At 40.5% G+C, this 14,824-nt stretch carries 16 protein-coding genes; 14 read left to right on the top strand and 2 right to left on the bottom strand.

What is annotated here, in order from left to right:
• Positions 1-143 precede the first annotated feature (143 nt).
• Together ACRRSQ_RS03895 and ACRRSQ_RS03890 are read left to right on the top strand one after the other, a co-directional pair.
• Entirely contained in the window at positions 144-395 is a 252-nt protein-coding gene (locus ACRRSQ_RS03895; protein WP_440874394.1) for a succinate dehydrogenase assembly factor 2, read from the top strand.
• Positions 328-867, top strand: a complete 540-nt coding sequence (locus ACRRSQ_RS03890; RefSeq protein WP_440874393.1) for a hypothetical protein — start codon at positions 328-330, stop codon at positions 865-867. The genes ACRRSQ_RS03895 and ACRRSQ_RS03890 overlap by 68 nt, the downstream gene beginning before the upstream one ends.
• On the opposite strand, the gene nadB is transcribed toward ACRRSQ_RS03890, so the two are convergent.
• Positions 864-2,465, bottom strand: a complete 1,602-nt coding sequence (nadB, locus tag ACRRSQ_RS03885) for an L-aspartate oxidase (protein WP_440874392.1) — start codon at positions 2,463-2,465, stop codon at positions 864-866. The two genes, ACRRSQ_RS03890 and nadB, sit on opposite strands and share 4 nt — an antisense overlap.
• A gap of 208 nt (positions 2,466-2,673) precedes the next feature.
• Between nadB and rpoE the strand changes: the two genes are divergently transcribed.
• The 12 genes from rpoE to ACRRSQ_RS03825 all read left to right on the top strand — a co-directional run bounded on the left by rpoE (position 2,674) and on the right by ACRRSQ_RS03825 (position 11,951).
• Positions 2,674-3,252 (top strand): RNA polymerase sigma factor RpoE, encoded by a 579-nt coding sequence (gene rpoE, locus ACRRSQ_RS03880; protein WP_440874391.1) that lies wholly within the window; start codon positions 2,674-2,676, stop codon positions 3,250-3,252.
• A gap of 25 nt (positions 3,253-3,277) precedes the next feature.
• Entirely contained in the window at positions 3,278-3,862 is a 585-nt protein-coding gene (locus ACRRSQ_RS03875; RefSeq protein WP_440874390.1) for a sigma-E factor negative regulatory protein, read from the top strand.
• A complete protein-coding gene (locus tag ACRRSQ_RS03870; protein WP_440874389.1) occupies positions 3,859-4,809 on the top strand; it encodes a MucB/RseB C-terminal domain-containing protein in 951 nt (316 codons plus the stop codon). The genes ACRRSQ_RS03875 and ACRRSQ_RS03870 overlap by 4 nt, the downstream gene beginning before the upstream one ends.
• A 14-nt stretch (positions 4,810-4,823) precedes the next feature.
• Entirely contained in the window at positions 4,824-5,297 is a 474-nt protein-coding gene (locus tag ACRRSQ_RS03865) for a SoxR reducing system RseC family protein (protein ID WP_440874388.1), read from the top strand.
• Positions 5,298-5,440: 143 nt separating this feature from the next.
• Positions 5,441-7,231 carry a translation elongation factor 4 gene (gene lepA / locus ACRRSQ_RS03860; protein WP_440874387.1) on the top strand — a complete coding sequence of 597 codons (1,791 nt, stop codon included), beginning with the start codon at positions 5,441-5,443 and terminating at the stop codon, positions 7,229-7,231.
• A gap of 17 nt (positions 7,232-7,248) precedes the next feature.
• On the top strand, positions 7,249-8,169 hold the full coding sequence (gene lepB, locus ACRRSQ_RS03855; protein WP_440874386.1) for a signal peptidase I: 921 nt from the start codon (positions 7,249-7,251) through the stop codon (positions 8,167-8,169).
• Between the two features lie 23 nt (positions 8,170-8,192).
• On the top strand, positions 8,193-8,861 hold the full coding sequence (gene rnc, locus ACRRSQ_RS03850; protein WP_440874790.1) for a ribonuclease III: 669 nt from the start codon (positions 8,193-8,195) through the stop codon (positions 8,859-8,861).
• Complete coding sequence (gene era / locus ACRRSQ_RS03845; RefSeq protein ID WP_440874385.1) at positions 8,851-9,762, top strand: GTPase Era; 912 nt, start codon at positions 8,851-8,853, stop codon at positions 9,760-9,762. The genes rnc and era overlap by 11 nt, the downstream gene beginning before the upstream one ends.
• A gap of 19 nt (positions 9,763-9,781) precedes the next feature.
• Positions 9,782-10,462, top strand: coding sequence for a DNA repair protein RecO (gene recO / locus ACRRSQ_RS03840; protein ID WP_440874384.1), 681 nt, complete (start codon positions 9,782-9,784; stop codon positions 10,460-10,462).
• 18 nt (positions 10,463-10,480) lie between these two features.
• Entirely contained in the window at positions 10,481-11,227 is a 747-nt protein-coding gene (gene pdxJ, locus ACRRSQ_RS03835) for a pyridoxine 5'-phosphate synthase (RefSeq protein ID WP_440874383.1), read from the top strand.
• Positions 11,228-11,230: 3 nt separating this feature from the next.
• Complete coding sequence (gene acpS, locus ACRRSQ_RS03830) at positions 11,231-11,611, top strand: holo-ACP synthase (protein WP_440874382.1); 381 nt, start codon at positions 11,231-11,233, stop codon at positions 11,609-11,611.
• Positions 11,612-11,702: 91 nt separating this feature from the next.
• The gene (locus ACRRSQ_RS03825; RefSeq protein WP_440874381.1) at positions 11,703-11,951 is read left to right on the top strand and encodes a hypothetical protein; all 249 of its coding nucleotides are present in this window, start codon (positions 11,703-11,705) and stop codon (positions 11,949-11,951) included.
• A gap of 28 nt (positions 11,952-11,979) precedes the next feature.
• On the opposite strand, the gene barA is transcribed toward ACRRSQ_RS03825, so the two are convergent.
• On the bottom strand, positions 11,980-14,775 hold the full coding sequence (barA, locus tag ACRRSQ_RS03820) for a two-component sensor histidine kinase BarA (protein ID WP_440874380.1): 2,796 nt from the start codon (positions 14,773-14,775) through the stop codon (positions 11,980-11,982).
• Positions 14,776-14,824 lie beyond the last annotated feature (49 nt).

Below are 14,824 nucleotides of genomic sequence, written 5' to 3'. Positions count from 1 at the left end.
TTTAGTGATAAACCAGTAATGAGGGCTGATTTTAAAAAAGCAAGGATTTGCCGATAGATTATTGTTTAACTTGTAGAGAAAACTGGCGATTTTATTGGTGAACTTGCTACAATAGCGCTAGTGTTAAATTGAAGTGGTGTTATATGTCGTTAACTGAAAATAAAGCTCGTTTAAGATGGGCTTGCCGTCGTGGAATGTTAGAGTTAGATGTACTTTTTATGCCTTTTGTTGAAGAGGCTTACGAGCATTTAAGCAAAGAACAACAAGCTGTATTTGAGCGTTTACTTGAATGCCAAGACCCGGAGTTATTTGCGTGGTTTATGGGACATGAAGAATGTAAAGACGCCGAACTTAACGACATGGTGCAGTTTATTCTCGGCCGAGTTAAAGTTTAATATTCAAGTAATGTCGCTCCATGGCCGCTATATGGTGGCTTTATCGGGGCTTTGGTTGTTAATTGCTTTGCTCGCATTTAACAGCTTACATTATTTGTTTGCCATGCTACTTGCTTGTATTAGCTTGTTTGTTGTGATTTATTTTTCTTTAAATAACCAACAACAAGGTAAAGAAATCGTCCCTGAGTACGATTTTCAATTATCAGTTGATGGAAAGTGCACCTTGCCACATTTTCTTTGTTCTGAAGGTGAACAGTCGTATGAAGTGACGAAAGGCTTCTGGCAAATTCAAGCCAATAGCCGAGTGAGTTTTTTAGGATGTTGGTTGTATTTGCAATTGGAAAATGAAAACACAACGACACCCGTGCAGAGCAAACGCTTATTCGTTTTTAAGCCCTGTTTGTCTGCTCAGAGTTTTTCACGGTTAAGCCGTATTGTTTATCGAGTTTCAAAGCAAAACGACAGCGATTAGCGTTTTTGAGGTGACAGTATGGTAATTTCTGCTTTATCACTGAGCTCAGGGTAATCAAGTGTGTAATGCAAACCTCGGCTTTCTTTGCGCTGCATCGCACTATGAATAATAATTTCTGCAACTTGCACCAGGTTTCGAAGTTCAAGTAAATTATTGCTCACTCTAAAGTGGCGGTAGTAATCATCAATCTCGCGCTGTAATAGTTCAACACGATGAAGCGCACGCTCTAAGCGTTTTGTGGTACGAACGATACCGACATAATCCCACATAAATAATCTTAGTTCATGCCAGTTATGCTGAATAACCACTTCCTCGTCAGAGTTAATTACTTGGCTGTCATCCCAAGGTGGCAGACGATAAAACTTATGATTCGGACTTAATTCTTGTTCAATTTCAATCGCCGCTGCGCGAGCAAAAACTAAACATTCTAATAATGAGTTACTTGCCATACGATTGGCGCCATGAAGACCGGTATATGAAACTTCACCAATAGCATAAAGGTTTTGCACATCAGTGCGGCCGTGAGTATTTATCATTACGCCGCCGCAAGTGTAATGGGCGGCCGGTACTACGGGCATCGGCTGTTTAGTGATGTCGATACCCAACGATTTTGTCTTTTCATAAATCGTTGGGAAATGATGTTTGATAAAGTCTGCCGGCTTGTGACTAATATCTAGATACATACAGTCAGCACCTAGTCGTTTCATTTCATAGTCGATAGCGCGGGCGACAATATCACGCGGTGCAAGTTCTGCACGTTCATCAAAGGTAGGCATAAATCGGCTACCATCAGGTCTTCTTAAAATTGCGCCTTCTCCACGCAATGCTTCGGTAAGCAGAAAGTTGCCAGCTTCAGGGTGGAATAAACACGTTGGATGGAATTGATTAAATTCCATGTTCGCCACTCGACAACCCGCGCGCCACGCCATGGCGATACCGTCACCACTGGCAACATCAGGATTTGAAGTGTATTGATAAACTTTACTGGCGCCACCGGTTGCTAGAATCGTTTTTTGTGACGAGATGCATTCCACTTTTTCACTATTGCGGTTCCAAATATAGGCACCCACACATTGTTGTTCACCGCGTTTATTGTCTTTATTGCAAATAAGGTCAATGGCGTTGTAGCGCTCAAAAATGCGAATACGGCTATGCGACTTCACACGGTCAACTAATGTTGTTTGAATGGCTTGGCCGGTGGCATCGGCGGCATGTAAAATACGGCGATGGCTATGGCCACCTTCACGTGTTAAATGATAGCGAGTTTGTCCGTCTTCAGAAGGTTCCTTATCAAAATCAACCCCCTGATTAATCAACCATTCTAAGCAGGCTTTGGCATTTTCTGCGGTATATTGCACCGCATGTTCTTCACATAAACCTGCACCAGCAATAAGGGTATCTGATACATGCGAGGCTACACTGTCATTTTCATCAAATACCGCGGCAACACCGCCTTGTGCGTAAAAGGTTGAACCTTCGTTAATGGCTGCTTTACTGAGAATGACGACATCTGCATTTTGTGCTAAATGCAAAGCCAAGGTTAAACCTGCGGCGCCACTGCCAATAATTAATACGTCACAATGATGTTGTTGATTCATAAATGTTTGGTTTTGAGGTACTATATGAAGATTAAGGATAATACCGTTAAATATGGCAATCGAACAGTGCTAAACTATGGCTAACGAGATTTTTTTCAAATAAATTGAAATTAATTCGAACTTTTCTATTACAGTGCAGTCCTACTTATGCGTTTGCCATGAGCCAGATGTAAACAGATTTTATTGGTTATTAGGAGATATGGCTCGAATGAGCGAACAGAACGTCGACCAAAAGTTGGTTGAGCGGGTACAACGTGGTGACAAAAACGCATATAACCTGCTCGTGACTAAGTATCAAAGTAAAGTAGCAAACTTGGTGACTCGCTATGTTAAAAATCATAGTGATGTACCAGATATAACGCAGGAAGCTTTTATTAAGGCGTATCGTGCATTACCTAATTTTCGTGGTGATAGTGCATTTTATACTTGGTTATATCGAATCGCTGTTAATTGTGCGAAAAACCATATGGTTGCTAGCGGTAGAAAACCGCCAGGGTCTGATGTTGAAATTGAAGACGCAGAGTTTTATGATGGTGGTGAAGCACTTAGAGAAAACGCCTCACCAGAAAAAGTTTTACTGACTAACGAAATTAAAAAAGTAGTGTTCGAAACTATCGAGCAGTTACCTGAAGATTTACGTACTGCAATTAATTTACGTGAACTTGAAGGGTTAAGTTACGAAGATATAGCAATAATTATGGAATGTCCGGTTGGTACCGTGCGCTCAAGAATTTTCAGAGCTCGTGATGCTGTCGATAGAAAGATAAAGCCATTGTTGCGCAACTAAAAGTTAAGGTTTTTAAGGTAAGTGTATGAGTGAAAGTAAGTTTGAAACAGTCTCTTCTCTTGTTGACAACTATCAACAAAATGAAGCGCAGCTTGATGAAATCCTCAAAGATGAACAATTATCTGAGACGTGGGATCGTTATCACTTAATTGGTGATGTTATGCGTGATGAAGTCCCTCAAACCATGCAATTTGATATTGCAGCCCAAATTGCCGATGCTATCGCTGACGAACCTACAGTACTTGCACCAGCACCTAAAGCAGGTTTTGTTGAAACGGTTAAAGCGAAAGTTGTTCAGTTTTCAAAACCTGTTGGCCAAATGGCCATTGCCGCATCTGCTGCAGGTTTAATGATTTTTGGTGTACAACAAAATGTTGCTGAAAATGATGTCGTTACGCCAAACCAAATAGTACAAACAAACCCATTAGGTGGTTTTGCAGAGCCGGTAAGTTTCAATTACCAACAAACATCAGCGGCTTCTCAAAAACAATCACTTGCTGAGCAGCAGCGTCGTTTCCAAGCGTTGTTATCAGATCATCAACAACAGGTTAAATTGCATGCACAAATGCAAGCCGCCGCCCAAGAGAAGGTTGAAGACGCTACTCAATGAAATCATTAAGTCGTTTATTGCTGCTGGTTGTTTTTTGCTTTCCAGCAGCAGCATATGAATCAGAGCAAGCTAAACCTTGGCTTGAACGTTTATCAAAATCCCTTCAAGAACTTAACTTCACCACATCATTTGTTGTGGTGAAAAATAATCAAGCTGAACCTTATCACTGGTTTCACGGTGTTGATGAAGAAAATACCCAATTAGAGCTTTTATCATTGCTGAATGGCCCACGACGAGACATTCTGAGAAAAGGCAATGTAGTCAGTTATATTGAACCTGAATTACCACCATATTCGGTTATTTCTGAGCGAATTAGTGGTCCTATTCCTGCCATCTTATCTCAAGATATAAGCGCTTTAGAGCAAAGTTATCGCTTTGTACCTGTTGGTCGAAATCGTGTTTTAGGACGTTCAGCGCAATTAGTGCGTATTGTTTCAAAAGATAAACATCGATTTGGCCACTGGTTATGGCTTGATCAAGAAACCGGCTTACTTTTAAAACTCGCGGTGATCACACGTCAAGGTCAATTGCTAGAGCAAGTGCAGTTTACGCACTTAGATATTACCGATACTTTGCCGGAAACCCTTAAGCATCTAGTTAGCTCTGAGCTACCCCCTGTTATTGATGTAAATGCAGGTAACTCTTCAGATGAGTTTATTTGGCAAGTGAATTGGATGCCAAGTGGCTTCAAGCAAATAGCGTCTAACCGCCACCGTATTAGCGTAACCAAAAAACCGGTTGAATTTATTTTGTTTAGCGACGGGTTAGTTGATATTTCAGTGTACGTTAGTCCAAGCGAGAACAAGCAGCGTGCAGAAGAGTACGTGATGGATGGTGCAACCGTTGCGCTTAACAAAGTTGTTAATGGCATTGAAATTAGTGTCGTTGGTAAAATTCCAGTAAACACAGCTAAAGCAATTGTAAATTCAGTAGCGCTCGAGCGCTAATATAGGCTGTATTTATGATTGAAGAATTAGCTGTAGTCACTGAAATTGGCACAGATCATGTGACCGTTGAAAGTGAAGTAAAGTCGACCTGCAGCAGCTGCCAACAAGTTAACAGCTGCGCCAGTGGTCAAGTGGCTCGCGCCATTCCTCAAAAAAAACTCATCGTAAAGCTCGAGACTTCTTTGTCACTTAATATTGGTGACAAAGTCGTTATTGGCATTGTAGAAAAAGCGTTGTTATCAACAGCGATTCAAGCATATTTATGGCCGTTAGTTGGGCTGATTGCCTTTTCAGGGGTAGGTCAGTACTTCCATAGTCAGGCGATATTTTCTCATGAACTTTATGCGTTAGCTTTTGGTATTTTGGGTGGCGTTTTAGGCTTTTGGGTTGCTAAAGTTCAATTAGCCAAACAAGCTCGTCAAAATAACCTTATTCCAAAGTTATTACGCAAAGCCTGTGAAAATCGCATTGAAACACAATTAATCTAGTAACTTTGTTGAAATGAACACATTTAAAAACAAATTACTTAGCTTAGCTGAAAGTTAATTGTCTATAAAGATAGCCCCAGCGCGCGAAATTAGCTAAAATCTCGCCATTATTATATTTAGAACATTTATTTGAATTTTCATATATGAAACATATCCGAAATTTTTCGATTATTGCCCATATCGATCATGGTAAATCAACACTGTCTGATCGTTTGATCCAACATTGTGGCGGCCTTCAAGCGCGCGAAATGGAAGCACAAGTTCTAGACTCAATGGATATTGAGCGTGAACGCGGTATTACCATTAAAGCCCAGAGTGTTACCTTAGACTATAAAGCTAAAGATGGTGAAGTATACCAACTTAACTTCATCGACACCCCTGGCCATGTTGACTTCTCGTATGAAGTTTCACGCTCATTGGCTTCTTGTGAAGGTGCCTTATTGGTGGTTGATGCTGGCCAAGGTGTGGAAGCACAAACTGTGGCAAACTGTTATACAGCGATTGAAATGGACTTAGAAGTTCTACCTATCTTAAATAAAATTGATTTACCGCAGGCCGACCCTGATCGCGTTAGTGAAGAAATTGAAGATATTATTGGTATCGATGCCACCGGTGCCGTTACTTGTTCAGCTAAAACAGGTATTGGCATTGAAGATGTTTTAGAGACGATTGTTGAAAACATTCCACCACCAGAAGGTAATCCTGACGATAATTTGCAAGCGTTGATTATTGACTCTTGGTTTGATAATTACCAAGGTGTTGTTTCACTCGTGCGTATTGTCAACGGTGAAGTTCGCAAAGGCGACAAAATGGTCGTTATGTCGACGGGCCAAACACATATCATCGATAAAGTGGGTATTTTTACGCCTAAACAAACCGACACTGGCGTGTTAAAAACAGGTGAAGTTGGTTTTATTATCGCGGGTATTAAAGAAATTCATGGTGCGCCAGTTGGTGATACCATTACTATCGCTAAAAAAGAAGCTGAGTCTGCATTACCTGGTTTTAAGAAAGTACAACCGCAAGTTTATGCGGGTATTTTCCCTGTTAGCTCAGATGAATATGAAAATTTCCGTGACGCATTAAACAAGTTAAGCTTAAACGACGCTTCATTGTTATTTGAACCAGAAAACTCATCAGCACTTGGTTTTGGCTTCCGTATTGGTTTCCTTGGCATGTTACACATGGAAATTATTCAAGAGCGTCTTGAGCGTGAATATAATCTTGATCTCATTACCACAGCGCCGACGGTAAATTATGAAATTGCTTGTACCAATGGTGAGATCTTATCGATTGATAATCCTAGTGATTTACCTGCAATTAATAACATCGATGAAATTCGTGAGCCGATTGTTCAAGCTAACATTTTAGTTCCACAAGAGCATTTAGGTAATGTTATTACTTTATGTATCGAAAAACGTGGCGTGCAAAAAGATATTATTTATCACGGTAATCAGGTTGCGGTCACTTACGAATTACCTATGGCCGAAGTGGTTATGGACTTTTTTGATAAATTAAAATCTACCAGCCGCGGTTACGCTTCTCTTGATTATCATTTTGTTCGTTTTATGGCGGCAGACATGGTGCGTGTTGATGTGATGATTAACGGTGATCGTGTTGATGCACTTGCAATGATCACCCACCGAAGTAATTCTGTTGCTCGCGGTCGTATGTTGGTAGAAAAATTAAAAGAGCTTATTCATCGTCAAATGTTTGATATTGCAATTCAAGCTGCTATTGGCAATAACGTTATTGCCCGTACAACGGTTAAGCAACTGCGTAAAAACGTAACCGCTAAATGTTATGGTGGTGATATTTCACGTAAGAAGAAACTACTACAAAAACAAAAAGAAGGTAAAAAGCGCATGAAGCAGGTCGGTAATGTAGAAATACCGCAAGAAGCGTTTTTATCAGTTCTTAAGTTAGATAATTAGGATAAACCGGAACTCTTATGGCAGTTTATTTTTCGATATTTTTAGTTGCAATCACCTTAGTCACTGGTGTGATTTGGGCTATTGATAAGTTTGTATGGGCGCCGCAACGCCGTTTAAATTTAGCCGATGCACAAAGCCAGTGCGGTGATACTTTATCTGAAGAAGCACAGTTAAAAATTACAGAGCCGCCGGTATTAATTGATACCTCAGTACAGATATTTCCTGTTATTGCTTTTGTATTAATTTTACGCTCGTTTTTATATGAACCATTTCAAATACCTTCGGGCTCTATGATGCCTACGTTACTTGATGGTGACTTTATTTTAGTAAACAAGTTTAACTATGGCTTACGCGATCCTGTCGCACGTAATAAGTTTGTTGAAGTTGGCTTACCAGAGCGCGGCGACGTTGTGGTATTTAAATACCCATTAGAGCCACAAATTGACTACATTAAACGTGTTATCGGTTTGCCTGGCGATCGCATTATTTACCGTAATAAGTCGTTGTATATCAAAAAAGCATGTCAAGAGTCAGATACAAACTGCCCTGAGTTTGAACAAGTGGTGCAAGAGTTTAAAAACAAAGACGATTATAGCGATGGCATAATGCCGTTATCTCGCTATACCTCGAAAATGCCAAATAAAACGCACGACATTTTAATTAATCATCAAACTCTGGCGCGTGTTGGTGCTTACTATAAGCAACAAGGCAGTCAACGCGATGAGTTTGTTGTGCCGCAAGGCCAATATTTTGTGATGGGTGATAACAGGGACAATAGTTTAGACGGTCGATTCTGGGGCTTTGTACCTGAAGAAAACCTAGTTGGCGAAGCCGTTGCCATTTGGATGAGTTTTGACTTTGATCGTAGCCAAGACAGCTTATTACCGAGTTGGGTGCCAACAGGCGTGCGTTTTTCTCGAATTGGTGGAATTGAATAGTTTTGAAAAATAACCCACAAGCAATGGCTCAACTCACAAAAAAGCTTGGTTATGTTTTTACTAACCAAGCTTTATTGTTACAAGCGCTCACGCACCGAAGTGCCAAAGGTGAACATAACGAGCGCTTAGAATTTTTAGGTGACTCAATTTTAGGTTATGTCATCGCTGAGCGTCTTTTTAGTCAATTTCCAAAGCATGACGAAGGTGACTTAACAAGAATGCGCTCAAGCCTCGTTAAAGGCGTTACCTTAGCTGAAATAGGCCGTAGCTTTGACTTAGGCGCACATTTAATTTTAGGGCCGGGTGAGCTTAAAAGCGGTGGTCATCGTCGCGACTCCATATTAGAAGATGCAGTAGAAGCGATTATTGGCGCTGTGTATTTAGACTCAGACATTGCGACTTGCAAAAGCTTAATCTTAACCTGGTTCGAGAACAGGCTTGCCAATATTAAACCAGGCAGTACCCACAAAGATCCTAAAACGCGCTTGCAAGAGTATTTGCAAAGCCGAAAAATTGCCTTGCCAAAGTATGAAGTTATTCAAACGACCGGGCAATCACATAATCAAGAATTTACCATTCGTTGTACTACTGAAGTGCTTGATACTGAAGTGGAAACAAAAGGTAGTAGTCGCCGAAAAGCAGAGCAGGCGGCAGCAGAAAAAATATTGGAGCTAATTAAGCATGACAAATAGTCAAAATACCTGTGGCTTAATTGCTATTGTTGGACGCCCAAATGTGGGTAAGTCTACGTTGCTCAACAGTTTGCTTGGGCAAAAAATTAGTATTACCTCAAAAAAACCACAAACAACCCGTCACCGTATTTTAGGTATTTTAACGGAAGAGAATCATCAAGCTATTTTGGTGGATACGCCAGGTTTACACACAGATGAAAAACGCGCCATTAATCGCTTGATGAACCGAGCAGCCAGTAGTTCTATTGCTGAAGTTGAATTGGTGGTGTTTTTAGTTGAAGGCACCCATTGGACAACTGATGACGAACTTGTGTTAAGCAAAGTTAAGAAAAGCGGCGCGCCTTGTATTTTGGTGGTCAACAAAGTTGACAATGTGCAAGATAAAGAAGAACTTCTGCCACACTTACAAAAACTTGCCAGTAAACATGATTTTGACACTATAGTGCCTATTTCAGCATTAAAAGGCGAAAATGTTGATAAAATTAAAGCGCTTTGTTTTCAGCATCTCCCTGAAGGCGATTTTTGGTTTCCTGAAGATTATATTACTGATCGCTCAAGTCGCTTTATGGCATCTGAAATTATGCGTGAGAAACTTATTCGCTTTACCGGTGACGAATTGCCTTATTCGACGACGGTTGAAATTGAGCAATTCCAAGCCGATGAAAAAGGCATTTTGCATATCAATGCGTTAGTGTTGGTGGAACGAAATAGTCAAAAACGCATGATCATCGGTAACAAAGGTGAAAAATTAAAAGTGATTGGTCAAGAAGCGCGCCGTGATATGGAAGAGCTGTTTGGCCAACAAGTGTTTTTAGAAACGTGGGTAAAAGTTAAATCTGGTTGGGCTGATGACGAACGTGCGTTAAGAAGCTTGGGCTACGGTGACGATTACTCTGGTTAAACTAGGCTGAAATTAGCAGATGAACTTTAACGAACAAGCGGCGTTTTTACTGCACAGCCGCCCATATCGTGAACATCAGGTTATTGTTGAGTTACTCACTGAGCATGACGGAAAAGTGGCTGCAATTTCTTATCTAGGTAGAACACCTAAATCCAATAAAAAAGGGCTGTTACAGCCTTTTTTGCCCTTAACGGTGTTATTAAAGGGCAAAGGTAATTTAAAAAACTTAAGCCGAGTCGAGGCCCAGCAAAAATCTTATCCGTTAACGGGAAACTTTTTGTACAGTGGCTTTTATCTAAATGAGCTGTTAGTCAGGTTATTAGGCGAACACATTAGCTGTAACGGCTTGTTTGAGCAATATAACAAAAGCATTCAAGGGTTGGCTAACCAGCAGCCGATAGAACAAATTTTACGACAGTTTGAGGCGTTTTTACTTGATGAACTGGGCCTGTGTTTTGACTACAGTCCATTATTTTCACAGCAAGCAAAGCGTTTTTATTATTTGCCGGAGCAGGGGTTTGTACCTGTACTGGAAAGCTCGTCGCAGCCGAGTTACCTTACCGAGCACTTACAAGCTATCGCACAATCAAACTTTGATTCGCCAGAAGTGTTATTAAGCTATAAGTTGTTAATGCGGCAAGTGATCAATCATTTACTGGGTGGGCAACCACTAAACAGTCGAAAACTATTTAAAAAATAAAGTAAGAAGAGTGACATTATGAGTGATATTTTATTAGGGGTTAATGTTGACCACATCGCGACGTTAAGACAAGCACGTGGTACTAATTACCCTGATCCTGTCTATGCAGCTTCTGTTGCTGAGCATGCCGGTGCCGATGGCATTACAGTGCATTTACGAGAAGATCGTCGCCATATTCAAGATCGTGATATTCATGTACTTAAGCAAACGCTTCATACGCGAATGAATTTGGAAATGGCAGTCACTGATGAAATGTTAGCAATTGCCTGTGATGTTAAGCCTGTTTTTTGTTGTTTAGTGCCTGAAAAGCGTGAAGAGCTAACTACCGAAGGTGGTTTAGATGTGGTTGGTCAATTAGATAAAATTACCTCGGCAGTTGCACAGCTCGCAGAAAATAACATTATTACTAGCCTGTTTATTGATGCTGACAAAAAACAAATTGATGCTGCACTTGCGTCTAAAGCAGAGTTTATTGAAATTCATACCGGTCACTACGCTGATGCGCTAAATGAAGCGGCTCAGCAGAAAGAGCTAGCGCGATTAATTGAAGGCATAAAATATGCGCACGGTCTGGGGTTAAAAGTTAATGCCGGTCATGGTTTAAATTACTTTAACGTAAAACCTATTGCGGCTATTGCTGAAATTATCGAGTTAAATATTGGCCATGCGATTATTGCCCGCGCCGTTATTGATGGTTTAGATAAAGCCATACGCGATATGAAGGCACTCATGATTGAAGCTCGTATGACCAATACAGGTGCTTAAATTATGTCGGTAGTTGGCATTGGAACTGACATTGTTGAAATTGACCGTATTGCTAAAATGGCTGAGTCTGCGCGTTTGCGCTTGGCTCAGCGGGTTTTAACAGAAAAAGAATATCAAAAATTTTTATTGATAAAGTCGCAGCATAATTTTCTGGCTAAACGTTGGGCTGGTAAAGAGGCTGCAGCAAAAGCACTTGGTAAAGGAATAGCTGACGGTATTTCCTTTCAACATATTGAAATTAAAAACCTTAACACTGGTCAGCCGGTACTTGTTTTTACCGATCGAGCGCTAGAAATAGCTAATCAAATTAACGCTCAACATTGGCATATTTCTCTATCCGACGAAAAGCATTATGCAACGGCGTTTGTTGTTTTAAATGCGTAACGGTTAATTTTTAATCAATTAAGCGTGGCGTTGGCTAATTTTGTTCTATACTTAAAGTTATTGCACCTTGAATATTTTAAGGAACCTAATTATGCAGGCTCAGTCACGACAACCCATTATTGAAAGAAGGCAAGAGCCGCCTGAGCAGTCAGTGTGGTGGGAAAAGTTATCTTTAGCGCAAAAATTTTCGGCGAGTAGCTTAGGAAAATTTGGTTATGAATTGTCATTTGTACGCAATGAAAACGGCCATAGTCTAGCGGTATTAACCTGCCAAAGCGGCACTGCAGTGATAAGTGAAGATGGCGAAATAGACACGTCCCCAGCGATTAAAGTTAGGTAGTTGCGCTACTTGTTGTAATGTTCAATGTTTAAGACAGTGGCTGCTGCAAACTATCTATTGTCACTTGCGATTCATTGATTACATTTTCTAGTTGTTCAAAAAATTCTAGAAATTCTGGTTCCAGATTTTCTAAATTATCATCTTTTTTCAACGCGGTTTCTAATTGCTGGGTAATTTTTGCTAAACTCGGCACACCTGAATAACAACATGCACCATTTAATTTATGAATAAGTGTTTTCAGTTGCTGGCTATCTTGACAGGCTAACGCCTCTTCAATCGCTTGTTTGCTTTCAGGTAGGCTTTTTACTAATCCAATTAACATTTCTTTGGCCAAGGCTTCTTTGTTGCCGGCGCGGCGAAGCGCTAGCGGCCAATCGATTATGGTGCTTTGGGCAAAGGTTTCTAAATTAAGTTGCGCTAATGTTTTATTTTCTAAGTTCGTTTTTGACGAAAATAATGCTAAATCGCAATATTCATAAATAGTATGCCTTAACATCGTTTCATCAATAGGCTTAGTCATGTATGAATTAAAACCTTGCTGCAAGAGCTTTTCTTTTTCACTGTTCAACGCATGTGCGGTAACCGCAATTATGGGAGTTTGATCATTAAAGGTGCTCGACTTGATCATCTCTAACGCCGTTACACCATCCATTACCGGCATTTGAATATCCATATAAATCAACGCAAACTTTTCGTTTTGGCAAAGCCTTACGGCTTCCTCGCCATTTACAGCGGTAGTTACGTCACTAACTTGCTCTTCTAAAAGGGCTTTAATCAGTTTTAGGTTCGCTTCATTGTCGTCAACAGCAAGCACCTTAATAGGGACGATTTGTTCACTAACATTGATCAAGGTGTTTGCCGATGAATATTGCTGGCCTAGTAAGGCTTTATTAAGCTTTTCAGCGCTAATAGGTTTGCTAATGCAGCTTAACGCGCCGCTGGCAATTAAGGCTTCTTGTAGGTTTGGTGAAGTGCTATTTATGCAAACATGTACAGAAGGTATTTTTTCTTTAATCGTCGCCACAAGATTTTTGAAGTCGTTTAGCTCTGCAGGGCCAACATCATGACTGAGTAATGCATAATCATATGCGTTGTCTTGCGTAAGAATATCACTGAGTTGTTCAAGGCTACCCACAGGTGAAACATTCATATGCCAGTTCGCAAGCACTTCACTGGTGGCGATACGTGTATGAGTGTGTGTTTCAAAATACAAAATACTTTTAGAGAATAAATCACTGTAATTTTGCATACTAATTAATGGCAACGCATTTTGCTCACAGACAAAACTATACCAAAATGATGACCCGCGCTTCTCTTCACTGGTAAAGCCGATATCACCTTTCATTTCATGGGCAAGACGTTGTGAAATGACTAAGCCTAGCCCCGTACCGCCATACAGACGGGTAACACTATTGTCTGCTTGACCAAACGCTTCAAAAATTGTTTCCTGCTGTTTTTTGCTCATCCCGATACCGCTATCTTGTACGGTAATTTTAACCATGAGTTGACCGCTTTCGTGATACTCACTGTCAACGTCAATATTGACATGGCCTTTATCGGTAAATTTAATCGCATTATTGGTTAAATTGGTGAGTATCTGTTTAACGCGCATGGCATCACCAATTAACGAGTCGGGTAGCTGCTGGTTTATGCGAAGTGATAGCTCAATATTTTTTTTATGTGCAGATGGTGCGAGTAAGGTTAACGCTTCATCAATCGATTCTCTTATCGAAAATGGCATGCTTTCAATGACCATTTTACCGGCATCAAGTTTAGAAAAATCGAGAATATCGTTGATGATCGCTAATAAGTTGTTACCTGAGCGCTCGATGGTTTGCAAGTAGTCGCGTTGTGTTTCGGTTAGCGGTGTTTTTAATAGCTGTCTAGTAAAGCCAATGACACCGTTTAGTGGTGTACGTAATTCATGACTCATATTCGCTAAAAACTCTGACTTTACTCGGTTAGCGTCTTGCGCTTTGCGTTTTGAAATATCGAGTTCAACGTTTTGAATTTCAAATTGCTCAAGACTTTCACGTAAATCGATTGTTGCCTGATCGATACTGCGCTGCATTTCGTCGTGATAATCACCTAGTGATTGCGCCATGGCATTGACGCCATTTTTTAAGAAGTTTAATTCGCCAATTAGCTGACCCGTGACTCGGCTTTCGAGTTTACCTTCACGAATGCGATCAATGGATTGCACCATAGATGAAATCGGGCGGGTGACATTTTTAATTAAACGAGAAGCAAATAAGGCGCTAATTAAGCTACCAAAAACGACAATAGCAAAGGCGATAATAAACTGGCTTTGCTGAGTGAAATTGATACTGCTTTTATCCACTTGAATGGCAAGGTAACCAACAATACTTTGCTGTGGAGAGCGGTTACTACCATCTTGTTGTGAAATACGTTCATCTATTATCGGTGCACGATAAATGAGGCTGTCGTCGCGATATTCAAACTGGGTTTGCACTGGAAGAATGTCGCCAGCTTTTATGCGTAATAAATTAATATTACCTTGGTAAGTGCTAGTGACAAATACTTGATTGTCTTTGGTAAAAACAGCGATGCTTTTTACTAAGCTAGATTGGCTACGGTGTGTAAAACCAATAAGTTGGCGCAAATTTGCTCGGTCGCGATTAAGCAGCGGATCAAGGCTTGCGATTGCTAGCGGTTCAATAATGCTAGTGGCGCGATCATCTAGGTAGTCATTAAGTTCAACGTATCGGCTGTAAGAAAAGTAGCCTGCAATAGCAATACCGATAAGTGTCGTCGGTAAAATTGTTAATAAAATGACCCAGTCTTTTAGACTTATTTTCTGCATTTTTTTAGCGCTTTAGTGTAAGATCATCGGCCCAGATAACCGCTATAAT

Origin of the sequence: Thalassotalea sp. PLHSN55 (assembly GCF_052030545.1) — a bacterium.
Taxonomy (GTDB): Bacteria; Pseudomonadota; Gammaproteobacteria; order Enterobacterales; family Alteromonadaceae; genus CANMXU01.
Note: the sequence above shows the minus strand (reverse complement) of the source record. Positions and strands in the feature narration are given on the sequence as shown.